Origin of the sequence: Pseudomonas sp. Pseusp88, assembly GCF_047303955.1 — a bacterium.
Taxonomy (GTDB): Bacteria; Pseudomonadota; Gammaproteobacteria; order Pseudomonadales; family Pseudomonadaceae; genus Aquipseudomonas.
Genome location: NZ_JBGLYM010000034.1, coordinates 1 through 21,594, shown reverse-complemented (window position 1 = coordinate 21,594; position 21,594 = coordinate 1). Strand labels below are relative to the sequence as shown.

Below are 21,594 nucleotides of genomic sequence, written 5' to 3'. Positions count from 1 at the left end.
TGCCTAAGGCTGCGAATAACCGATACGTCGATTTCGCAGCCTTCGGCAGCTCCTACAGATCGCGTTTCAGGTCATGGCCGGATATCACCTTAGTGACTGGTCGGCTTCAACGCCTCGGCCGCATTGTTCACCACATCTTTGGCCACGGCCTCGGCGTCGTCTTTCAGGGCGTTTAGCTCGGCCCCGGCGCGGTTTACACGCAGGCGGGCGACTTCCAGGTCACTGCGGGTCTTTTCCAGCAGACTCTTGGCCGAGCAATGCCCGGTGATGCCGCGCGCCAGTACGGCGCCACCAACGGCCAGTTGCACCAGCCCCAGCAGGCCGCCACGACGCAAACCCTTGCCCATCATCAGCACACCGCCAGCCAGCGAGCCGATGCGCTCCCAGCCCTGTACGTTCTGTTGGACATTGCCGTTATGCAGCGGGGTTTCGATGCGTTCAATGATCGGGGTGTCGCTCATGAGGGTTCTCCTTGGCGAAAAAAGTCGGGTCAGTTCAACTGACTGCCGCTGCGCCGAACTGTTCCATGGGATTAGCGTTCGGCGGACGGATCGACCTGTTCGCGGCCGAACTGCGGGCCGGAGCGGGTGTTATTGCCCTTGGCCATGCGGTCGTAAAGCACCACATTGACCGTCGCCGCCAGGTTCATGCAGCCCTGGGTGGGGATGTACACCACGTCTTCGCACCAGTCGCGAATTTCCTTGTCGAGAGAGCCGTCTTCCGGGCCGAAGATGTACAGGGCGCGGTCCGGATGGGTGTATTCGGGCAATGAGCGAGCGCCGTCGACCAGCTCCACCGCCACCGGGATGCAGCCCAGGGGCAGAATATTCTTCAAGTCATCGATGCCGATCAGCGGGATGTCCTGGTGGATCTTTTTGGTGTCGGTGACAAAGTCACGGGCACGCTCGTAGCGCTTGCCGGTGTAGAACACCGACGCCACGCCATAGCAGCCCGCAGCACGCATGACCGAACCGACGTTTTCCGGGGATTTTGGGTTGTACAGGCCGATACAGGCGTAGCGTTTGTTGGCCACGGGGAGTTGCTCGCTGGGAAAAACGGGCGATTATACGGCAGGACCCGCCTGGATGCCTGCCGTCGACGGCCTCAGTCTTCTTTCTTCATCAGGCCCGCAAGTGCCGCAAACGGATTATGCGTTGCCTTGGCCGTCTTGGGCGTGCTCAGGGAGCTGTCGGAGAAATACTGCTGGTCGGTATAGCGCGAGTGTTCGTTGTCGTGGCAGTAAAGGCACAGCAGCTCCCAGTTGGAGCCGTCCTGAGGGTTGTTGTCGTGGTTGTGGTCGCGGTGATGCACGGTCAGTTCGCTCAGGCGCTTGCCAGCGAACTCCCGGGCGCAGCGCCCGCACACGTGGGGATACATGCGCAACGCCTTGTCGCGATAACCCATCTCGCGGTCGCGCTGGGCATCGGCAAGGATGCGGTCCAGCTTGGCGGTGTTGGAGGGAGGATTGGCCGAGCTCATGGGGTCACCTGTTTCATGTTCAGTAATGACGCCAGTCTAGCGCTTCGCGATGCGTTCGGCTGCCGACTTTTGACGGACGAACTGCCAGGCCAGGCAAGTTTTTGCCCGCACAGGCAAGGCAAGGAGTAGCCTGAGCCGCATTCTGACTGCATGGCATGGGAGGCCATTGATGAAACGCTTTATTTTGCTTGCCGCAGCGCTGCTGGTGGCGCCGTTCATGGCAGCGGTTGCCCAGGCCGATAACACACAGCCGCCAGCCTCCGGGCTGACGCCGGGCTCACCGGGTACCGCCACGCCAACGCCTTACCCGCAAGTCACGCCACCGAGCATTCCGCGCGCTGGCGGCACTCAGGGCAATTCGCCATTGCTGCCGAAAATCGAAGTGCCACGCCCGCCCAAGGATCAGTCGTTGCCAGGCCTTGAGCAAAATCCCGATGCCGACAAGGACGCGCCGGGTAAGCCTTGATAGGCGTTTTTGAAATGAAATGCGCTTTGTAGGAGCTGCCGAAGGCTGCGAAAGCGGTATTTCAGGTAGACCCATTCGCAGCCTTCGGCAGCTCAGCTCCTGCGAGACTGTGTTCGTCAAACCTGCTGCGCCAATAACTGCCCGTCAACCATGCGCAGGCGCTTGGACAGGGAAATGGCCAGGGCGCGAATGATCTTCGCCGCGATCTTCGGCGCTTCTTCGAGCATTTTTTCCAGGGAGTCCCGGCCCAGATTCAACAGCTGGCAGGGCGACGCTGCGATGCAGCTGGCCGAACGCCTTTCGCCGTCCAGCACCGCCATCTCGCCCAGGGCCCGGCCCCGGCGCAGTACGGCGATTTCGACCTGCTGGCCATCAGGGCTGAGCTTCTGCACCGACACGCTGCCTGCGTGAATGATGCACATGAAGGTCCCCGCATCGCCTTCGTGAAACAGCTCCTCGCCCTTATCGATGCTGCTGATGCTGAAATAACCCGCCGCCGCCTGGAAATCGGCGGGCAGCAGGGCGTCGAACATGCCGCAGTCCATCAGCATGTCGCGGATCGCGTTGTTCAGGTGAGACGGTTGTTCTGTCATGGTTCGGTCGTGTCGCTTCGGGTGGCGATTTTGAAAGAATAGAGGGCCCGCGCGGCAAAGCGCAGGCCCGAGCTATTAAGACAGGGGAATTGCCTGTAGTTCCATCAGGCCCGCTTGAGGACCTTGAAGATAAACCCGTATTCGAGAGCTACGTCACGTAATCCCTGATAGCGACCGCTCATGCCGCCATGCCCGGCGCCCAGTTCGGTCTTGAGCAGCAACAGATTGTCGTCGGTCTTGTGGGTCCGCAACTTCGCCACCCATTTGGCCGCTTCCCAGTACTGCACCCGGCTGTCGTTGTACCCGGCAATCACCAGCATCGCCGGATACGCCTGGGCGCTTACATTTTCGTAGGGCGCATAGGCCTTGATGCGTGCGTAGACCTCAGGCTCTGCCGGGTTGCCCCATTCGTCGTACTCGGTAACGGTCAGAGGCAGGTCCGGGTCGAGCATGGTGTTAAGCACGTCGACGAACGGCACCTCGGCAATGGCCGCCTTGAACAGCTCGGGGCGCTGATTAAGCACCGCACCGATCAACAGGCCGCCGGCACTGCCGCCACTGATTACCAACTGTTCGGCACGGGTCAGGCCCTGGACGATCAGGTGTTCGGCGCAGGCGATGAAGTCGTCGAAGGTGTTCTGCTTGTGCTCCTGCTTGCCGTTGCGATACCAGGCTTCGCCCAGTTCACCACCACCGCGCACATGAGCAATGGCGAAGGCTACGCCGCGATCCAGCAGACTGAGGCGGGCATGGGAGAACCATGGGTCGAGGCTTTCGCCATAAGCACCGTAGCCGTACAGATACAGCGGCGTGGCCTGGCCGAGCAGTTCACGCTTGACCACCAGGCTGATCGGCACCTGAGTGCCGTCCGGCGCCTTGGCCCACAGGCGCTGGCTGACATAGGCGTCGGCGTCGAACGGGCCGAGCACCGGGGTTTCCTTGAGTACCTGTTGTTCTCCGGTGGCCAGGATCAGCTGACGTACTTGTGCCGGACGATTCAGGGACTGGTAGCGCAGGCGGATCTTGTCGCTGTTGAACTCCAGGGAGTCCTGCACATACAGGCTGTAGGCGGCGTCCGGCAGTTGCACGCGGTAGGCGGGCAGGCCTTGCGGGCGCACTTCGATGACCGGCAGGCCGCCTTCACGCAGGCTCAGACTCAGGGCCTTGGCGTTAAGGCTGACGCCTTCGAGCATCACGGCCTCATCGTGGGCGATCAGCGTTTGCCAGTCGTTGCGGGTCGGCACCGAGCCGGCCTGTTCGGCGGCCTGATAGAGGGCAAAGTTGATGCCGTCCTGGTTGCTGCGGATCAACCAGCTCCACACGCCATCGACCTGACCATGATCGGGGAAATACTCATGCCCTTCGACCCGCGGGGCCAGACAGACAAACCGGTCCCGGGGATGTTCGGCATCCAGTACCCAGGCTTCGCTGGTGGTCTTGCTGTTGAGCAGCACGATCAGTTGCCGCTCGGAGCTGCTGCGGTAGCAATGCAGGAAGAAGCGCCCGTCAGGTTCGTCGAACACCAGCTCGGCGCCTTCTTCGCCCAGACGATGGCGGTACAGCTTGCCAGGGCGGTGGGTGTCATCCAGTTCGCCGAAGAACAGGGTCTGGCTGTCGTTGGCCCAGGTCATGCTGCCGTCGCAGTCCTCGAAGGGCAGGCTATGTACGTCACCGCTGGCCAGTTCCTTGACATATAACTGATAGACCTCTTCGCCGCTGGTATCCAGGCTGTAGGCCAGGCGCTGGTGATCGGGACTGATGCTGAAGGTGCCGAGGGAGAAGAAGCCGCCATTGGCCAGTACGTTGGGGTCCAGCAGCAGTTCTTCGCGGCTTTCATCGACTTGCTGCGAATCGTCCTCCGGGCGTGGGCAGCGATAGTGGCGAGCGTACTCGTCGCCTTCGGTGGTACGGGTGTAATACAGGTACGGGCCCCACGGGGAGGGCAGCGACAGGTCGGTTTCCAGGATGCGGCCCTTGATCTCCTGGAACAGGGTTTCGCGCAGTTGCTTTTCCCCGGACAGTTGTTGTTCCTGCCAGGCGTTTTCGGCCTTGAGGTAGTCGAGCACTTCCTCGGTGTCGCGATTCTGCAGCCAGGCGTAGGGATCGGCGCCATCGGCCTGACGGGCTGACGGGGCGGCGGAGGGTGCTTTGGATGCGGACATGGGCGGGTCTCTAAAGAAAGTACGAACCGGCAGACGGGCCGGGCGCAAGGCCTGATTTGCTGTACAGGCGGGCGAATACTCAAGCCGGGGCAGCCCGGTGGGCTAAAAGTCGTTATGATAAGCGCCACTCTACCTGCCTTACCACGGACACCATGATCAACAACGACTATACGATCGCCTGGAGCCTCTACGCCTTTGCCGCGCTGGGATGTCTGTGGGTGTGGTTCAAGCTGACCGGCTGGATGTGGCGCTATGTGAAAGAGCCGTTGCGCGTGATCGGTCTGGTGTTGCTGTTCACTCCCACCATCGTCGATCCGGCCCGCGAGCAATATGCCCCGGCCCTGGCCATCAGCGCCATGGACCTGGCGCTCAAGGTCGGCAGCAATGTCTGGCGCGCGGCGTCAGACCTGCTGATGTACGGTATGTTTGCGTTTGGCCTGTATCTGCTGTTCGTGCTGATCCGCTGGCCGATTGAAAAGAGCCGCAAGGCCCGTCAGCCGCAGCCTGTGGTGGAGCAACCGGCAGGCGAAACAGACAGTGACGTCGATGCTGACGACGAGCCGTTCGCCCGGCCCGCCGCTCGCAAATCGTCGCCTGCGGTCAACGCCAGTCGTGCCAGGGTCGAGCCGCGTTTGTAGTGTTTCCGCTTCGTTGGCAGGCGCCAGCTGAGTCACAGGATTGAAGCGAGAACCCGAGCATGTGTGAACTATTGGGCATGAGTGCCAATGTCCCGACCGATATTGTTTTCAGCTTTACCGGGCTGATGCAGCGCGGCGGGCGCACCGGTCCCCACCGCGATGGCTGGGGCATCGGTTTCTATGAAGGGCGCGGCCTGCGCCTGTTCCAGGACCCGGCGGCGAGCAGCGAGTCGGAAGTCGCGCAACTGGTGCAGCGCTATCCGATCAAGAGCGAAGTGGTCATCGGCCATATCCGCCAGGCCAATGTCGGCAAGGTCTGCCTGTCCAATACCCATCCTTTTGTCCGCGAACTGTGGGGCCGCAACTGGTGTTTCGCCCATAACGGCCAACTCGCCGATTTCCAGCCCCCCGCCAGTTTCTATCGGCCGGTGGGCGATACCGACAGTGAAGCGGCGTTCTGTGACCTGCTCAATCGGGTGCGCGAAGCTTTCCCCGAGCCTGTGGAGGTCGAACAGCTGCTGCCGTCACTGGTCGATGCCTGTAATGAGTATCGCGGTAAAGGCGTGTTCAACTGTCTGCTCAGTGATGGCGACTGGCTATTTTGTTTCTGCACCACCAAACTGGCGCAGATTACCCGTCGCGCACCTTTTGGCCCGGCGCGGCTCAAGGACGTTGATGTCATTGTCGACTTCCAGGCGGAAACCACGCCCAACGACGTGGTAACGGTGATTGCCACCGAACCCCTGACCGAGAACGAAACCTGGAACCGCTACGAGCCCGGCCAATGGGCGCTGTGGCGTCGCGGGGAATGCGTGGCCCAGGGGCGAGGCTGAGTACCGGCCCATACCATAACGAGAGGGATCTAAATGCTGCGAAGTTATCTGCGATTGGTCTTGTTTACGGCGGGTCTGTTGTGTGGCGTGCAAATTCCCGGTTTTGTCAGCGACTATGGCAAGCGGGTCGAGGCGCACCTGATCGAGGCGCAGCAAAGCTTCAAGGGCTACAACGCGACGGCGCAGCAGTTCTTCAAAGGCGATGTGCAGGCGCTGATCCAGCACTATCGCAGCAGCGATGATCCGGTATTCCGCAGCGATGCCGATACCATCGCCAATCTGATGCAACGTACCCAGATCCTCGACCGCGAATGGCTGGCCATGCAGGGGCCTTGGTACGCCAAGGCCTGGCACGTCGCGGTATTCGCTGATGACGATATCCGTCGCGAGACCTGGAACGGTTACACCTGGCAGGTCTTGATGTCGCCGGACGTGATCGCCTGGGGCATCGTGTCTGCACTGGTGCTGGCACTGGTGATCGAGAGCGTCTTCCTGCTGCTGGGCTGGGTGGTCAATGGCGGGCGGCGGCGCAAGCCGGCCTTTGAGCGCGACTGGCGCTGATCCGTATTGTGGGACCGGCTTTAGCCGGGAATGACAATGCAACCTGCAAGGCGTCTTCCCGGCTAAAGCCAGTCCCACACAGATTTGCTGTTCGCTGCACCCCATCAACTTTTCTTATCCCCCCCAGCGGCTTTTATTAGTTGGACGTCCAACGCGCGCGCCTCAAGAATGCCAGCACAAGAATGGCTTGTTGCGGCGCGGTGAGCGTTAGACTTCAACCCTGTACCTGAATAGTCCTGCACAGGAGATACGCCCTTGGGCCGCCTGTTACTCAACTGTGATATCGGCGAAAGCTACGGCGCCTGGACCATGGGTCTGGATGCCGAAGTCATGCCATTTATCGATTGCGCCAATGTCGCCTGCGGCTTCCACGCCGGTGACCCCAGCGTGATGCGCAAGACCGTCGCCCTGGCGCTCAAGCATGACGTGACGATTGGCGCGCACCCGGCCTATCCGGACCTGGTGGGCTTCGGGCGGCGCTCCATGGCCTGCACCCCGGAAGAAATCCAGGACCTGCTGCACTACCAGATCGGCGCGCTCGACGGTGTCTGCCGGGCCCAGGGCGGCCGCGTGCGCTATGTCAAACCCCATGGTGCGATGTACAACGACATGATGGCCAGCCCGACCCAGCTGCGTGCGGTGATCGAAGGCATCGCCCGCTATGACGAAAGCCTGCCGCTGATGCTGCTGGCCATGCGCGATAACCGCGCCGCTCAGGCCATCGCCGACGAGTACGGCGTGAAACTCTGGTTCGAAGCCTTTGCCGACCGTGGCTATGATGCTGAAGGTCGGCTGATGTCGCGCAAGCTGATCGGCGCCGTGCATCACGACCCGGATGTCATCGTTGCCCAGGCCATGACCCTGGCCCGTGGCGAGCCTTTGCGCGCCTGTGACGACAGCGAACTGCACCTGAGCGTCGATACCCTCTGCGTACATGGTGACAACGCCAGTTCGATTGCCGCCGTACAGCGCATTCGTCAGTCCCTGGACGAGCTGTCGGCCTCATGAGCTGGCGCATAGAAATCGTTGCCATCGATTGCCTGATGGTGCGCCTGTTCGACGCCATCGACGAAGCCAATATGCCGTGGATGCTGGCCGCCACTGCGCGCCTGCGGGAAGCCTTTGGCAGCCATCTGCGTGACCTGGTGCCGTCCTATACCACTCTGATGGTGCATTACGATTTGCTGGCGGTGAGCCCGCAGCAGGCGCGGCAGCTGATCGCCCAGGCCATGGCCGACCTGAAGCCGGACCCACAGGCAAAAGGGCGCCAGCATGTACTGCCGGTCTGGTATGACCTGAGCGTCGGTCCCGAACTGCCGTTGCTCGCGCGCAATAGCGGGCTGTCTGTCAGCGAAGTGATCAGTTGCCACAGCGAGCGCGAGTATCAAGTATTTGCCCTGGGTTTTGCGCCGGGCTTCGCGTTCATGGGCCTGGTTGATCCATGCATCGCCACGCCACGCCTGAGCACTCCGCGCAAGCGCGTGGCGGCGGGCAGTGTCGGTATCGGTGAGCAGCAGACGGCGGCCTATCCGGTGACGTCCCCCGGCGGCTGGAACATTATCGGGCGTACTCCGGCAAAACTGTTTGATCGCGAACTGGACGGCTACAGCCTGATGCAACCCGGTGACAGCGTGCGTTTTGCCGCAATCGATCGCGCTGAATTCATCCGTCTGGGCGGCGACGACACCCCCTTGGAGGCGCAGGCATGACTGCACTGTTGATTGAGAGCAGCACGCCGCTGTGCCTGTTGCAGGATGCCGGCCGCTTCGGCGTGCGTCATCTGGGTGTGACTCAGGGCGGGGCGGCGGACTGGGTATCGATGTCCTGGGCCAATTCGCTGCTGGCCAATCCGTTGGACGCCGCCGTGATCGAAATTACCCTCGGCGGCTTCAGTCTGCTGGCCGAAGCGGATTGCTGTCTGGCCCTGGCCGGTGCCGATCTTGGCGCCATGCTCGACGACCGACCCGTGCTGCCGTGGCGCAGCTTCTTCCTGCGCAAGGGCCAGCGCCTGCGTTTCGGCCAGCCCGAGGTCGGCGCCCGTGCCTATCTGGCGGCCCCAGGCGGCTTCGATGCGCCTCAGGTACTGGGTAGTTGCGCCACGGTGGTTCGTGAGGAACTGGGTGGCCTGGACGGCCATGGCAAGGCCTTGAACAAGGGGGACCGTCTGACGTATTCCGGTTCGTCGTTTTTGTTGCGCAGCCTGACCGATTTGCAGGCACCGAAATTCGACGACGACGCGCCGCTGGAAGTGATATTGGGCGCGCAGATCAGCGAATTCAGTGGCCTGAGTTCATTCGAGGCATTCAATAGCGAGTGGACCCTGGACAGCCGCGCCGACCGTATGGGCATTCGTCTGTTGGGACCGGTGTTGCAGTATCAGGGTGCGCCGATGATTTCCGAGGGTATTCCCCTCGGGGCGATCCAGGTGCCACCGGATGGCCAGCCCATCGTACTGCTTAATGATCGCCAGACCATCGGCGGCTATCCGCGTCTTGGTGCCCTGACGCCGCTGTCCCTTGCGCGCCTGGCGCAGATGCTGCCGGGCAGCACGCTTCGCCTGAAACCGGTGGTGCAGACCGTGGCGCATCAGCGGCAGGTGGATTACATGCGCAGGCTGCAGGCGTTTGCCTGAACGACTTCAAACGTGGTCGGATCTGTGGGACCGGCTTTAGCCGGGAAGGCGTCATTTCTGATCACGGCAATGTGTTGTCAGTCCTGATATCTTCCCGGCTGAAGCCGGTCCCACAAATATAATTCCAATTCAGATGGTTATGGCGTGTTTGATCGGAGCGCTTCTACTTGGACAGGAATCGCATCCCTTCCTCCAACCCCCGCAACGTCAGCGGATACATCTGATCCTCCACCAGATCCTTCACGATATGGGTCGAGGTGGTGTAGCCCCAGGCATCCTTGGGGTAGGGGTTGATCCAGATAAGCTTCTTGAACTTGGCCTTGAAGCGCTGCATCCACAGGTAGCCCGCTTCTTCATTCCAGTGCTCGACGCTGCCGCCGGCCTGGGTGATTTCATAAGGCGCCATGGCGGCGTCGCCGATGAAGATCACTTTGTAGTCGGCGCCGTATTTGTGCAGCAGGTCCTGGGTGGAGAATCGTTCGGAGGTACGGCGCAGGTTGTTCTTCCACACCGATTCATAAATGAAGTTGTGGAAGTAGTAGTACTCCAGATGCTTGAACTCGGTCTTGCAGGCGGAGAACAGCTCTTCGCAGGTCTTGACGTGGGCGTCCATCGAACCGCCGATATCGAACAGCAATAACAGCTTGATGGTGTTGCGCCGCTCCGGACGCATCTGGATATTCAGCAGCCCGGCGTCCCGGGCGGTGTGGTCGATGGTGCCGTCGATATCCAGCTCGTCCGCAGCACCCTGACGGGCGAACTTGCGCAGGCGGCGCAGGGCAACCTTGATATTGCGTGTGCCCAGTTCGACCTGATCGTCGAGGTTCTTGTACTCGCGCTGATCCCAGACCTTGACCGCCTTGCCCTGACGCTTGCCCGCATCACCGACGCGAATGCCTTCCGGGTTATAGCCGCCGGAGCCGAACGGGCTGGTGCCGCCGGTACCGATCCATTTGTTGCCACCGGCGTGGCGTTCCTTCTGTTCTTCCAGGCGCTTCTTGAATTCCTCGATCAGCTTGTCCAGACCGCCCAGAGACTGGATCTGCGCGCGTTCTTCGTCGGTGAGGGAACGCTCGAATTCCTTGCGCAGCCATTCTTCGGGGATCAGCGCCTGGAGGTGGTCGTCGAGTTTTTCCAGACCGTTGAAGTAGGCGCCGAACGCCCGGTCAAACTTGTCGTAATGGCGCTCGTCCTTGACCAGGATCGCCCGGGACAAGTAGTAGAACTCGTCCATATCGGCGAAGGTCACCCGCTGTTTCAGGGCGTTGATCAGGTCCAGCAGCTCGCGCACCGACACCGGCACTTTGGCTGCGCGCATTTCGTTGAACAGGTTGAGCAGCATGGCTGACGTACCTCCGGAAAATCAGCGACTGCCGCGACGGCTCATGAACGCCAGGCGTTCGAGCAACTGCACGTCCTGCTCGTTCTTGACCAGGGCGCCGGCCAGAGGCGGAATGGCCTTGGTCGGATCACGCTCGCGCAATACCGCTTCGCCGATATTGTCGGCCATCAGCAGCTTGAGCCAGTCCACCAGTTCCGAGGTTGATGGCTTTTTCTTCAGGCCTGGCACCTTGCGCACGTCGAAAAACACGTCCAGGGCTTCGCTGACCAGGTCCTTCTTGATATCGGGGTAGTGCACGTCGACGATGCGCTGCAGGGTCGGGCGATCCGGGAAGGCGATGTAGTGGAAGAAGCAGCGGCGCAGGAAGGCGTCCGGCAGTTCCTTCTCGTTGTTGGAGGTAATGATGATGATCGGGCGCTTCTTGGCCTTGATGGTTTCGTCGATTTCGTAGACGTAGAACTCCATCTTGTCGAGTTCCTGCAACAGGTCGTTGGGAAACTCGATATCGGCCTTGTCGATCTCGTCGATCAGCAGGATCACCCGTTCTTCGGACTCGAACGCCTCCCAGAGCTTGCCTTTCTTAAGGTAGTTGCGCACGTCATGGACTTTGTCCACGCCCAGCTGCGAGTCGCGCAGGCGGCTGACGGCATCGTATTCATACAGGCCCTGATGGGCCTTGGTGGTGGACTTGATGTGCCAGGTAATCAGTTTGGCGCCGAAGGATTCGGCCAGTTGCTCGGCGAGCATGGTCTTGCCGGTGCCCGGTTCACCCTTGACCAGCAGCGGGCGCTCCAGGGTGATGGCTGCGTTGACCGCCAGTTTCAGGTCGTCGGTGGCGACATAGGCTTGGGTGCCTTCGAACTTCATCGGTGAATCCTCGAACGGAGCGCAATAATGCCCCGACTATAGCGTGCGGCTGCGGGCGCTGTGAACGCAGACGGGGCATTCAGTCGCTGAATGGGGCGTCAGATGATGACTCATCCGCTTTTGTGGGACCGGCTTTAGCCGGGAAGAGGTTCGTACATCCAATACATATTTATAGCCTTGAATATTGCCTTCCCGGCTAAAGCCGGTCCCACATACTGGACGTGCACAGGCCGTGGGCATAGGCTTTGAACCCTTAATCAATGCCAACAAGGACCTTGCCATGAGTCGCATTTACGCTGACAACGCCCATTCCATCGGTAATACGCCCCTGGTGCAGATCAATCGCCTGGCGCCGCGCGGTGTAACGATCCTGGCCAAGATCGAAGGGCGCAATCCGGGTTACTCGGTCAAGTGTCGCATCGGCGCCAATATGGTCTGGGACGCGGAAAGCAGCGGGCGGCTCAAGCCGGGCATGACCATTGTCGAACCGACCTCCGGCAATACCGGCATCGGCCTGGCGTTCGTGGCCGCCGCCCGCGGCTATCCGCTGGTACTGACCATGCCGGCGTCCATGAGTATCGAGCGGCGCAAGGTGCTCAAGGCCCTGGGGGCCGAACTGGTACTGACCGAGCCACCCTTGGGCATGAAAGGCGCCATCGCCAAGGCCGAAGAACTGGTCGCCAGCGATCCGGCCAAGTACTTCATGCCGGCCCAGTTCGAAAACCCGGCCAACCCGGCCATCCATGAAAAGACCACCGGCCCGGAAATCTGGAACGACACCGACGGCGCTATCGACGTACTGGTTGCAGGCGTCGGCACGGGCGGCACCATCAGCGGTGTGTCGCGCTATATCAAGCAGACGGCGGGCAAGCCGATCCTGTCGGTGGCCGTGGAGCCGTTGAGTTCGCCGATCATCACGCAGAAACTCGCCGGTGAAGAGATCAAGCCCAGCCCGCACAAGATCCAGGGTATTGGCGCCGGTTTCATCCCGAAAAACCTCGACCTGTCGTTGGTTGATCGGGTCGAGCTGGTCAGCGATGACGAGGCCAAGGCCATGGCCCTGCGCCTGATGCAGGAGGAGGGCATTCTTTGCGGGATTTCCTGTGGCGCGGCCATGGCGGCTGCGGTGCGTCTGGCGGAAAAACCGGAGATGCAGGGCAAGACCATCGTCGTGATCCTGCCGGACTCCGGCGAGCGTTATCTGTCGAGCATGCTGTTCAGTGATCTGTTTACCGATCAGGAGTTGCAACAGTAAGGCGACAAGGGACCTGACCGCAGCGGCCACAAGGGTTTATCATGGCCACCTTGCAAACCGCCGGATCTTGCCCTGCATCATCCGGCGGCGCTGTGCAGTCCTTTACTATCAACGGCATTCATCAAGACAGCGGCGCGTTCGACGACCGCTCATTGCCGTTTCGAGGAGATTTTCATGACGTGGTCATTTGCTGCCAAGGCATTGATTCTGATGCTGTTTGTGGCCAGCACGCTGTATGTGCACCTGCGCGGCACCGCGCGTTTGCCCCTGTTGCGCCAGTTCGTCAACCATTCGGCGCTGTTCGCTCCTTATAACGCCCTGATGTACCTGTTTTCCCGCGTGCCGTCTGAGCCGTACCTGGACCGCAGCAAGTTTCCCGAGCTGGATGTGTTGCGCGATAACTGGGAAGTGATCCGCGACGAAGCCATGCACCTGTTCGACGAGGGCTATATCCGCGCCGCCGAGAAGAATAACGACGCCGGTTTCGGTTCGTTCTTCAAGAAAGGCTGGAAGCGCTTCTACCTCAAGTGGTACGACAAAGCCCTGCCGTCCGCTGAAACCCTGTGCCCGCGCACCGTGGCCCTGGTTAACAGCATTCCCAACGTCAAGGGTGCGATGTTCGCCCTGTTGCCCGGTGGCAGCCACTTGAACCCGCACCGCGATCCCTTTGCCGGCTCTCTGCGTTACCACTTGGGCTTGTCCACGCCCAATTCCGATGACTGCCGTATCTTTGTCGACGGCAAGGTCTACGCCTGGCGCGACGGTCAGGACGTGATGTTTGACGAAACCTACGTGCACTGGGTCAAGAACGAAACCGACGTGACCCGCGTGATCCTGTTCTGCGATATCGAGCGCCCGCTGCGTTCGCGCCTGATGACCTCGATCAACCGCAGCGTCAGTGCGTTCCTTGGCCGCGCCACGGCGCCACAGAACCTCGATGACGAACGTGTCGGCGGAATCAACCAGGCTTATGCCTGGAGCAAGCGCTTCAGCGACACCTTCAGCGGCAAGGTCAAGCAGTTCAAACGCGGTAACCCCAAGGCCTATCGCATCCTGCGTCCGGTATTGGCGGTGATTGTCCTGACCCTGCTGGGTTACTGGCTGTTCGGCTGACCCTTCGTTGCATCCCCTGGCCCGTTCGCGGTCAGGGGCTCTGAATCGGCCATTTCCGGCAAAGAAAGCACAGCCATACAATTTCACCGCCGACTCTCGGCGGAGCATGAACGCAGTCCTTTCTCCAGGAGATGCTGTTCATGGGTTCCAGATTCTTCGTGATTTCCGCTGCCTTGTTCACCCTGTCCGTACCTGTGGCGGCGGTGGTGGCACCGGCTGCGGCACTGGCTGCGTCGAGCAAATCGGCCATTGCCGTCGCGGTTGCGCCGCAATACGACACCACCCACGTCTATGTGGCGCCGGAAGACGTCGACAGCTTCGTGCAAAGCTTCACCGCCACCTTCGGCGGCAAGAGCACCCCGCAATACGTGGTGACGGTGACGCCGACGCCGAGCACCACCTCTTCGCAACTGATCCAGACGCCAGTGGGCACCGTTTCGCTGTTCGGCTTCAAGACGCCGATTCCCCATCCTTTCGGTTACGAGCGCAACGGTTATCTGGTCAAGGATATTGATGTCGCCCTCAAGGAAGCGCGCAAGGCCGGGGCGGATGTCATCGTCTCCGACTTCCCCGATCCCATCGGCCGCGATGCCGTGGTGCAGTGGCCGGGTGGCGTGAATATGCAGCTGTACTGGCACAATACTGTACCGAGCTACGCGCCATTCCAGACCGTGCCGGAGAACCGCGTCTACGTCTCGGCTGACCGCGAGGCGGCCTTCGTCAAATCCTTCCTGGCCTTCTCCCACGGCAAAGTGGTGAGCGATGACAAGAAGGCGCCGGGGATCGAGATCGGTCGTCCCAACGACACCTATCATCGCCTGCGTATCGAGTCGGACTTCGGCAAGATGGCGGTACTGGTCACCGACGGCCACCTGCCGTACCCCTACGGCCATGACAACACCGGCTACGAAGTCAGCAACCTCAAGGACACCCTGGACAAGGCCAAGGCTGCCGGCGTGACCACCCTGGTCGAACCATTCAGCTCCGATGGTCGCAGCTCGGCCGTGGTGAAATTCCCGGGCGGTTATGTCGCTGAGATTCATCAGGTGGCCGCCAAATAATACTTCACGGTTGGTGAAACCCTGTGGGACCGACTTTAGCCGGATAGGCGTATTCCCGGCTGAAGCCGGTCCCGCAGGTTGTGTTAATTCGGAAGATCAGGTTTTGATGACTATGCGCCCCACCCATCTGACCGGCTTGTGCGTGGCCATGCTGTTGCCCCTGTACGCCGTTGGCGCCAAGGCTGACACCAGCGAAACCCGGCCCGCCATCAAGGCCAATCGCTGGCAGGAAGACTGGTCGGTACTGGCCGATCCGGCGCTGCGCACGGCGCCCCTGGACAACCTCAAGTACATCCCCCTGTCAGCCGATGATCCGGCGGCTTACCTGTCCCTTGGCGCCACATTGCGTGAGCGTTTCGAGATGCAGGATGCCAGTGGCTTCGGCACCAAAGGTGTTGCCCGGGATGCTTATCAGCTGCAGCGCTTCCAGGTCCATGCCGACCTGCACCTGAATGAAAACTGGCGCATCTTTACTCAGCTCGAAGACGTGCGCGCCTTCGACAAGACCACTTTGTCCCCGGCCGATCAGAATCGCACCGATCTGCGTCTGGCCTTTCTTGAATACACCAGGGCATTCGGCGCCAACACCTTCAAGGCTCGGGTCGGGCGTCAGGACTTTGCCTTCGACTTGCAGCGCTTCATCTCGTCGCGGGACGGCCCCAACGTGCGTCAGTCCTTCGATGCCCTATGGGCTGACTGGGAGACGGGTGAATGGCGTTTCATCGGTCTTGCCAGTCGCCCGGTGCAGTATCAGGACGAGCGCAATTTCGATGACCGTTCTAACCATGAGCAGCGTTTCCACATGCTGCGGGTAGAGCGCCAGGTGTTGGGCAGCAATGAGCTGTCGGCGTATTACGCGCTGTACGAGCGCGATACTGCCAGCTATCTGGATGCCAGTGGCGCGGAGCATCGCAATGTCTTTGACGGACGTCTGGGCGGCGCTGCCCTGGGCTATGACTGGGATCTGGAAGCCATGGGCCAGAGTGGCTCGGTCGGCTCGAAAAGCATTCGCGCGTGGGCGGCGGGCAGTCGTATCGGTTACACCTTCAAGGATGAGCCCTGGACCCCGCGCATCGGCCTGCAACTGGACGCCGCCTCGGGGGATCGGCACAAGGGCGACAACACCCTGGGTACCTTCAACCCGCTGTTCCCCAATGGCTACTACTTCTCCCTGGCCGGCTACACGGGCTACGCCAACCTGTTGCACGTCAAACCATCCCTGACTGTTACGCCGCTGAACAAGCTGACGGTCATGACTGCCATTGGCCTGCAATGGCGCGAGACCACCGAGGATGCGGTCTACGTGCAGCCCAATATTCCGGTGGCCGGCACGGCAGGCCAGGGCGGTCGCTGGAGCGGGGCCTACGCCCAGTTGCGCACCGACTACGCTTTCAATGCCAATCTGACCGGTGCCATTGAGGCGGTGCATTACGATATCGGCCAGGCCGTGCGCGATGCCGGTGGGCATGACAGTAATTACCTTGGGGTTGAACTCAAGTTCGGCTGGTAGGCCCGCACACCACCTGTCTCAGGATTGTGAATGCGGTTCTGTAGGAGCTGCCGAAGGCTGCGAATGGATTTATCTGATGCACCGCTTTCGCAGCCTTCGGCAGCTCCTACAGGCCAGATATGCACCGCGAGATGGATAAAACGATGTTGCGCAATCAGCTCGGCGCTGGTTATAGTCAGCCCCGGTCTTGTAACGCCTTGTTGCGAACCTCTCCCTCATTTCAGAAGACGAGCCTGATGCCAGCTTCCAGCCCTCAATCGATGTTCGATGCCGCAGCGTTCGCGGCTGTCGGGCTATTTGAGTGCAAGCAGCTCGCCTTTATGCGTTTCCCGCCTCCATCCCCTGTGACCAGTCCGGTCGTGTGCGCTGTCGTCGCACCGCCAGGCGTTGTTCTGTTCGGCTGATCGGTTTCCCCGCAATACCGACTCGCCTGCAAACGCCCGCAAGAATTCCGTGAATCCGGCGTGTGCCGGGTCCGATTTTGTCTGAATCACAGGTGACACCATGTTTGCCAATACACGACTGGCCTCTCTGGCCACGACGACCCTGTTTGTCCTGCTGTGGAGCAGCGGCGCCATTTTTTCCAAATGGGGCCTGGCCCACGCTTCACCCTTTGCCTTCCTGCTATTGCGCTTCCTGCTGGCCCTGGTTGGTCTGTCGCTGCTGTTCCCGATGCTCGGCTACAAACTGCCCAACACGCGCAGCGCGCTGATCTACGCGGCGGCCACCGGTACGGTGTTGCTGGGTGCTTATCAGATCTTCTACCTGCTGGCCCTGAACATGAAGGTCACCCCCGGCGTGATGGCGACCATCATGGGCGTGCAGCCGATCCTCACTGCAGTCCTGGTGGAGCGCAACCGTTCCTGGAGCCGCATGTTCGGCCTCGGCCTGGGACTGGCCGGGTTGGTGCTGGTGGTTTATCAGGGGATCGGTGATGGCGGTTCGCTCGCCGGGATGCTGTTTGGTGTTCTGGGTATGTTGAGCATGACCGGCGGCTCGATCATGCAGAAACGCATCACCAGCAACCCCATGGGGACCGTCCCTGTGCAGTATCTGGCCGGGGCACTGGTCTGCGCGGTGTTCGTGCCGTTCCAGCCATTCCACTTCGAGCAGAGTATCGGCTTCTTCGTGCCGGTGCTGTGGATGGGTCTGGTGGTCTCGGTGCTGGCGACATTGTTGCTGTACCGGCTGATCGCCCAAGGCAACCTGGTCAATGTCACCAGCCTGTTCTACCTGGTGCCTGCGGTGACCGCGATCATGGATTACCTGATCTTCGGTAATCGCTTGGCATGGCTAAGCCTGTTCGGCATGGTGTTGATCATCGTTGGCCTGGGGTTTGTGTTTCGCAAGAGCACATGATGGCGGGTGAGTAAATGAAAAGGCCGGTGCAGTCAATGCACCGGCCTTTTCATTGATTGGAACACGTCCCAGTAGGAGCTGCCGCAGGCTGCGAATGGATCTGCCTGAAAAATCGCTTTCGCAGCCTTCGGCAGCTCCTGCAGAGTTTGCTACCTCCTCAGCCCAACTGTTCAATGGCCTTGCGCACACCCGCCCCATAAGCCGGATCAGCCTGGGTGCAGTGGCCGATATGGCGCTCGATCACTTGTTGCGACGCACCTTTGATCGCCCGTGCAGTGTTATCGAACAGTGCCTGTTGCTGAACCGGAGTCATCAACTGGAACAGCGCCCGGGGCTGGGAGAAGTAGTCGGTGTCTTCACGATGGTTCCAGTGATCGGCCGCGCCTTCGATGCTCAGCGGCGGTTCGGCGAAGTCCGGTTGTTCTTCCCACTCGCCATTGCTGTTGGGCTCGTAGGACGTTGTGCCCCCCATATTGCCGTCCACGCGCATGGCGCCATCACGATGGTAGCTGTGGGTAGGACATTTCGGCGCGTTGACCGGGATCAGGAAGTGGTTGACCCCCAGGCGATAGCGTTGGGCATCACCATAGGAAAACAGTCGACCCTGAAGCATCTTGTCCGGCGAGAAGCTGATGCCCGGCACGATATTGGCCGGGTTGAACGCTGCCTGTTCCACTTCGGCAAAGAAGTTGTCGGCATTGCGGTTCAGCTCCATGACGCCCACTTCGATCAGCGGATAGTCGCCATGCGGCCAGACTTTGGTCAGGTCGAACGGGTTGATGTGGTAAGTCCCGGCTTCGTTCTCCGGCATGATCTGCACGAACACCGTCCAGCGTGGGAAGTCGCCGTTTTCGATGCTTTCGTACAGGTCGCGCTGATGGGTCTCACGGTCGCCGCCGACACGTTCGGCCGCTTCGGCATCGGTCATGTTCTTGATGCCCTGTTGAGTCTTGAGGGTGAACTTGACCCAGAAGCGCTCGTTGGCGGCATTGAGGAAGCTGAAAGTGTGGCTGCCGAAGCCATGCATATGGCGGAAGCTGGACGGGATGCCGCGATCACTCATGACGATGGTGACCTGATGCAGCGCTTCGGGCAGTGAACTCCAGAAATCCCAGTTGCTGTTGGGGCTGCGCAGACCGGTGCGTGGATCGCGCTTGATGGCGTGGTTCAGGTCGGGAAATTTCAGCGGATCGCGCAGGAAGAAGACCGGCGTGTTGTTGCCCACCAGGTCCCAGTTGCCTTCTTCTGTGTAGAATTTCAGGGCGAAGCCGCGAATATCGCGTTCGGCATCGGCCGCGCCACGCTCACCGGCTACGGTGGAGAAACGGGCGAACATCGGCGTCTGCTTGCCGATCTGCGAGAACAGCCTGGCCTTGGTGTAGCGAGTGATGTCGTGGGTCACGGTGAACGTGCCATGGGCGCCGGAGCCCTTGGCATGCATACGACGCTCCGGGATCACTTCGCGGTCGAAGTGGGCCAGCTTTTCCAGGAACCAGACGTCTTGCAACAACGCCGGGCCGCGGGGGCCTGCGGTCTGGATATTGTTATTGTCGACGACAGGAGCGCCAAATGCAGTGGTCAGCTTTTTCATGCAGTCATCCTCAGGTCAGGCTGTGATTCACGGGATTCGATGGGTTTTTTCTGATGGTCCACCCCCGAGATGACAGCGGTGGGGGCGGTTTTGAATTCGAATGGGTGGTATCAGGAGCAAGTGAGTGTAGACAGTGATGGCTCTCAGAGGTGCCGCAGGGGAAGAGCCATAAGAGAACGAGTCGTGGGAGCGACTATTGTAGGAGCGACTACTGTGGGAGCGAATTCATTCGCGAAGGCTATATTCCAGCTGACCGAGATGTATCGCCTGGATTGGCCTCTTCGCGAATGAATTCGCTCCCACAATTCGCCCCCACAACTCGCTCTCACAGTTCGCGTCCACCGATCCTCTCCCTCAGAAATATCATTTCAAGGATGAGTTGGTCGCGCTCTTGACCACCGCCGCAGGCTTCAACACCAGCCACAAGGCCACGGCAATCAACAGGCCGCCGTACAGGTGCGCCATGGACAGCGGCTCATCGAGGAACAGTGCGCCCCACAGCACGCCGAAGGGCGGGATCATGAAAGTCACGGTCATGGAGCTGAGCGGGCCGATGCTGCTCATCAGGCGGAAATACAGGATGTAGGCGAACGCCGTGCAGACCAGCCCCAGGCCCAGCAGCGACAGCCAGACATTCAGCCCGCCCCAGCTGGCCGGAGGATGGGCCAGGGCGTTATAGCCGAACAGCGGCAACAGCAGCAGCGTTGCGCCGAGCATGCTGCCCATGGCCGACAGACGACTGTCGAGACCGCCCTGATGATCGAGCCAGCGACGGGTGAGAAATCCGGCAAAGCCGTAGGAGGTTGTAGCCAACAGGCAGGCGACGGCACCCATCAGCAGGTCGGCATTGAAAGTCACCGGCCCCGCGCGGGTCAGCACCGCTACGCCGAACAGCCCAAGGAAGACCCCGGCCAGCTTGTTGACGGAGAGTTTTTCCGCGAAGAACAGGCCGCCAACCAGAATGCCCATCAAGGGCGTGGTGGCATTGAAAATCGATGAGTAGCCGGCAGGCAGTACCTGTGCAGCCAACGAGTAGAGGGTAGCGGGCAATCCGGAGTTGATCACCCCCAGCATCAGGCAGATCTTGAATTTGCCGCGAAAGTCCCAGTTGACCCGCATCACCCAGAGGATCAGCAGCAGGCCTACCGCAGCGATGGATACCCGGAAGAATGCCGTAGGCATTGTCCCAAGTACCGGTGCGACGATGCGCATAAAGAGAAAACTGGCGCCCCAGATGGCGGCCAGCACCAACAAACGGACGATATCGACAGGCTTCACGGTAAAACTCCTTCCATGGCGAGGAGCAGAGTTTTACCGGAGATTGCAATGGTTACAACACAAACCGCGACACCAACCCATTCAAGCCAATCGCCAGGTGCGTCAGCGCCTCACGGCAAAACCGCGACCGGCTTCACCGGCGCGCCCCGCGAACAGATTTCGTTGCTATTGGTCCGTTCAACGCGGTTCGAAATACTCCAGTGAGCTATCCAGATCACTCTGGATCACTTCGGTCAGGTGCAATGCCGAGAAGGCCAGGTCACGCTTGGGGCCGCTGAGGCTGTCGCCGGTTTCGTAGATAACTGCGGCGAGGCAGCGCACTACGGCTGAGGCGTGGAGCAGGGATTTTTCGAGTGCAGCAAGGGATGGATCTCTAGGTAAATCGCTCATATTGTTTGCTCTGGTTAGGCCACCTGATCCCCGCTGCTAAACGATAAAAGGTGGCGGCTTTGACGCGGGTTAGCAGACCGGAGAGCGATAGAACCCGGCGCGCCCGAAGACGCCCCACGCAAAGCCACCATGACGGTGAAACTTGCACTATCTAACGCTGGCAGGCTGCTAAACCCGGTCGCTGATATTCAACGACCGGCGCAGACTAGAGAGCGAAAACGACCCGCACAAGTGGGCGGGGATTGTCTCGGAAACTTCATACAGAAGAAAAGGAAAGGCCCGGCCTAGAAGGGTTACGGCATCTTTCGGCGTTAGCCCTGACACCCGGTGGTTGAGGGGCAGTAGAAGGCTAATGTGGGACCGGGGGTTTTCCGGGGGGGGGCCCGCCCCCCGAAAACCGGGCCCCCGGGGCAAGGCAGCCGAGGGCCCCCAACCCCAAAAAAGGGGCCCAAAAAAACCCCCCC

Annotated in this window: 22 protein-coding genes; 12 read left to right on the top strand and 10 right to left on the bottom strand. The window is 60.6% G+C overall.

Annotation, left to right across the window (positions count from 1 at the left end; genetic code table 11):
- Window positions 1-89 precede the first annotated feature (89 nt).
- From ACCD02_RS27570 to ACCD02_RS27560, 3 genes are all read right to left on the bottom strand, one after another.
- A complete protein-coding gene (locus ACCD02_RS27570) occupies window positions 90-461 on the bottom strand; it encodes a DUF2892 domain-containing protein (protein WP_413309008.1) in 372 nt (123 codons plus the stop codon).
- 71 nt (window positions 462-532) lie between these two features.
- Window positions 533-1,033, bottom strand: coding sequence for an RNA methyltransferase (locus ACCD02_RS27565; protein WP_259102638.1), 501 nt, complete (start codon window positions 1,031-1,033; stop codon window positions 533-535).
- Between the two features lie 71 nt (window positions 1,034-1,104).
- The gene (locus ACCD02_RS27560) at window positions 1,105-1,479 is read right to left on the bottom strand and encodes a YajD family HNH nuclease (RefSeq protein ID WP_259102637.1); all 375 of its coding nucleotides are present in this window, start codon (window positions 1,477-1,479) and stop codon (window positions 1,105-1,107) included.
- A 169-nt stretch (window positions 1,480-1,648) separates the two neighbouring features.
- Between ACCD02_RS27560 and ACCD02_RS27555 the strand changes: the two genes are divergently transcribed.
- On the top strand, window positions 1,649-1,945 hold the full coding sequence (locus ACCD02_RS27555) for a hypothetical protein (RefSeq protein ID WP_413309006.1): 297 nt from the start codon (window positions 1,649-1,651) through the stop codon (window positions 1,943-1,945).
- Window positions 1,946-2,061: 116 nt separating this feature from the next.
- Here the strand turns inward: ACCD02_RS27555 and ACCD02_RS27550 are convergent, their stop codons facing one another.
- The gene (locus ACCD02_RS27550; RefSeq protein ID WP_413309004.1) at window positions 2,062-2,538 is read right to left on the bottom strand and encodes a cyclic nucleotide-binding domain-containing protein; all 477 of its coding nucleotides are present in this window, start codon (window positions 2,536-2,538) and stop codon (window positions 2,062-2,064) included.
- Between the two features lie 104 nt (window positions 2,539-2,642).
- Entirely contained in the window at window positions 2,643-4,700 is a 2,058-nt protein-coding gene (locus ACCD02_RS27545; RefSeq protein WP_413309002.1) for a S9 family peptidase, read from the bottom strand.
- Between the two features lie 152 nt (window positions 4,701-4,852).
- Here ACCD02_RS27545 and ACCD02_RS27540 point away from each other — a divergent pair, with 152 nt between their 5' ends.
- From ACCD02_RS27540 to ACCD02_RS27515, 6 genes are all read left to right on the top strand, one after another.
- Window positions 4,853-5,338, top strand: coding sequence for an MFS transporter (locus tag ACCD02_RS27540; RefSeq protein WP_413309000.1), 486 nt, complete (start codon window positions 4,853-4,855; stop codon window positions 5,336-5,338).
- Window positions 5,339-5,397: 59 nt separating this feature from the next.
- Complete coding sequence (locus ACCD02_RS27535) at window positions 5,398-6,171, top strand: class II glutamine amidotransferase (RefSeq protein ID WP_413308998.1); 774 nt, start codon at window positions 5,398-5,400, stop codon at window positions 6,169-6,171.
- 33 nt (window positions 6,172-6,204) lie between these two features.
- Window positions 6,205-6,732, top strand: a complete 528-nt coding sequence (locus tag ACCD02_RS27530) for a DUF2937 family protein (RefSeq protein ID WP_413308996.1) — start codon at window positions 6,205-6,207, stop codon at window positions 6,730-6,732.
- 255 nt (window positions 6,733-6,987) lie between these two features.
- Window positions 6,988-7,740, top strand: coding sequence for a 5-oxoprolinase subunit PxpA (locus tag ACCD02_RS27525; protein ID WP_413308994.1), 753 nt, complete (start codon window positions 6,988-6,990; stop codon window positions 7,738-7,740).
- Complete coding sequence (gene pxpB, locus ACCD02_RS27520) at window positions 7,737-8,441, top strand: 5-oxoprolinase subunit PxpB (RefSeq protein WP_413308992.1); 705 nt, start codon at window positions 7,737-7,739, stop codon at window positions 8,439-8,441. The genes ACCD02_RS27525 and pxpB overlap by 4 nt, the downstream gene beginning before the upstream one ends.
- Window positions 8,438-9,364 carry a biotin-dependent carboxyltransferase family protein gene (locus tag ACCD02_RS27515; RefSeq protein ID WP_413308990.1) on the top strand — a complete coding sequence of 309 codons (927 nt, stop codon included), beginning with the start codon at window positions 8,438-8,440 and terminating at the stop codon, window positions 9,362-9,364. Before pxpB ends, ACCD02_RS27515 begins: the two co-directional genes overlap by 4 nt.
- Window positions 9,365-9,527: 163 nt before the next feature.
- Here the strand turns inward: ACCD02_RS27515 and ACCD02_RS27510 are convergent, their stop codons facing one another.
- Both ACCD02_RS27510 and ACCD02_RS27505 read right to left on the bottom strand, forming a co-directional pair.
- Window positions 9,528-10,706: a vWA domain-containing protein gene (locus ACCD02_RS27510; protein WP_413308988.1), complete on the bottom strand. Its 1,179-nt coding sequence runs from the start codon at window positions 10,704-10,706 to the stop codon at window positions 9,528-9,530.
- 21 nt (window positions 10,707-10,727) lie between these two features.
- The gene (locus ACCD02_RS27505) at window positions 10,728-11,573 is read right to left on the bottom strand and encodes an AAA family ATPase (protein ID WP_413308986.1); all 846 of its coding nucleotides are present in this window, start codon (window positions 11,571-11,573) and stop codon (window positions 10,728-10,730) included.
- A 280-nt stretch (window positions 11,574-11,853) separates the two neighbouring features.
- Here ACCD02_RS27505 and cysK point away from each other — a divergent pair, with 280 nt between their 5' ends.
- The 5 genes from cysK to ACCD02_RS27480 all read left to right on the top strand — a co-directional run bounded on the left by cysK (window position 11,854) and on the right by ACCD02_RS27480 (window position 17,871).
- The gene (cysK, locus tag ACCD02_RS27500) at window positions 11,854-12,828 is read left to right on the top strand and encodes a cysteine synthase A (RefSeq protein ID WP_259102624.1); all 975 of its coding nucleotides are present in this window, start codon (window positions 11,854-11,856) and stop codon (window positions 12,826-12,828) included.
- Window positions 12,829-13,002: 174 nt separating this feature from the next.
- Window positions 13,003-13,941 (top strand): aspartyl/asparaginyl beta-hydroxylase domain-containing protein, encoded by a 939-nt coding sequence (locus tag ACCD02_RS27495; RefSeq protein WP_413308984.1) that lies wholly within the window; start codon window positions 13,003-13,005, stop codon window positions 13,939-13,941.
- A gap of 140 nt (window positions 13,942-14,081) precedes the next feature.
- The gene (locus ACCD02_RS27490) at window positions 14,082-15,002 is read left to right on the top strand and encodes a glyoxalase (protein WP_413308982.1); all 921 of its coding nucleotides are present in this window, start codon (window positions 14,082-14,084) and stop codon (window positions 15,000-15,002) included.
- Window positions 15,003-15,108: 106 nt separating this feature from the next.
- Window positions 15,109-16,512: an alginate export family protein gene (locus tag ACCD02_RS27485; protein ID WP_413308981.1), complete on the top strand. Its 1,404-nt coding sequence runs from the start codon at window positions 15,109-15,111 to the stop codon at window positions 16,510-16,512.
- A gap of 504 nt (window positions 16,513-17,016) precedes the next feature.
- The gene (locus ACCD02_RS27480; protein ID WP_413308979.1) at window positions 17,017-17,871 is read left to right on the top strand and encodes a DMT family transporter; all 855 of its coding nucleotides are present in this window, start codon (window positions 17,017-17,019) and stop codon (window positions 17,869-17,871) included.
- A gap of 157 nt (window positions 17,872-18,028) precedes the next feature.
- Here the strand turns inward: ACCD02_RS27480 and ACCD02_RS27475 are convergent, their stop codons facing one another.
- The 3 genes from ACCD02_RS27475 to ACCD02_RS27465 all read right to left on the bottom strand — a co-directional run bounded on the left by ACCD02_RS27475 (window position 18,029) and on the right by ACCD02_RS27465 (window position 21,130).
- A complete protein-coding gene (locus tag ACCD02_RS27475) occupies window positions 18,029-19,462 on the bottom strand; it encodes a catalase (protein ID WP_413308977.1) in 1,434 nt (477 codons plus the stop codon).
- A 363-nt stretch (window positions 19,463-19,825) separates the two neighbouring features.
- Window positions 19,826-20,740, bottom strand: coding sequence for a DMT family transporter (locus tag ACCD02_RS27470; RefSeq protein WP_413308975.1), 915 nt, complete (start codon window positions 20,738-20,740; stop codon window positions 19,826-19,828).
- A 177-nt stretch (window positions 20,741-20,917) separates the two neighbouring features.
- Complete coding sequence (locus ACCD02_RS27465; RefSeq protein WP_413308973.1) at window positions 20,918-21,130, bottom strand: DUF3077 domain-containing protein; 213 nt, start codon at window positions 21,128-21,130, stop codon at window positions 20,918-20,920.
- Window positions 21,131-21,594 lie beyond the last annotated feature (464 nt).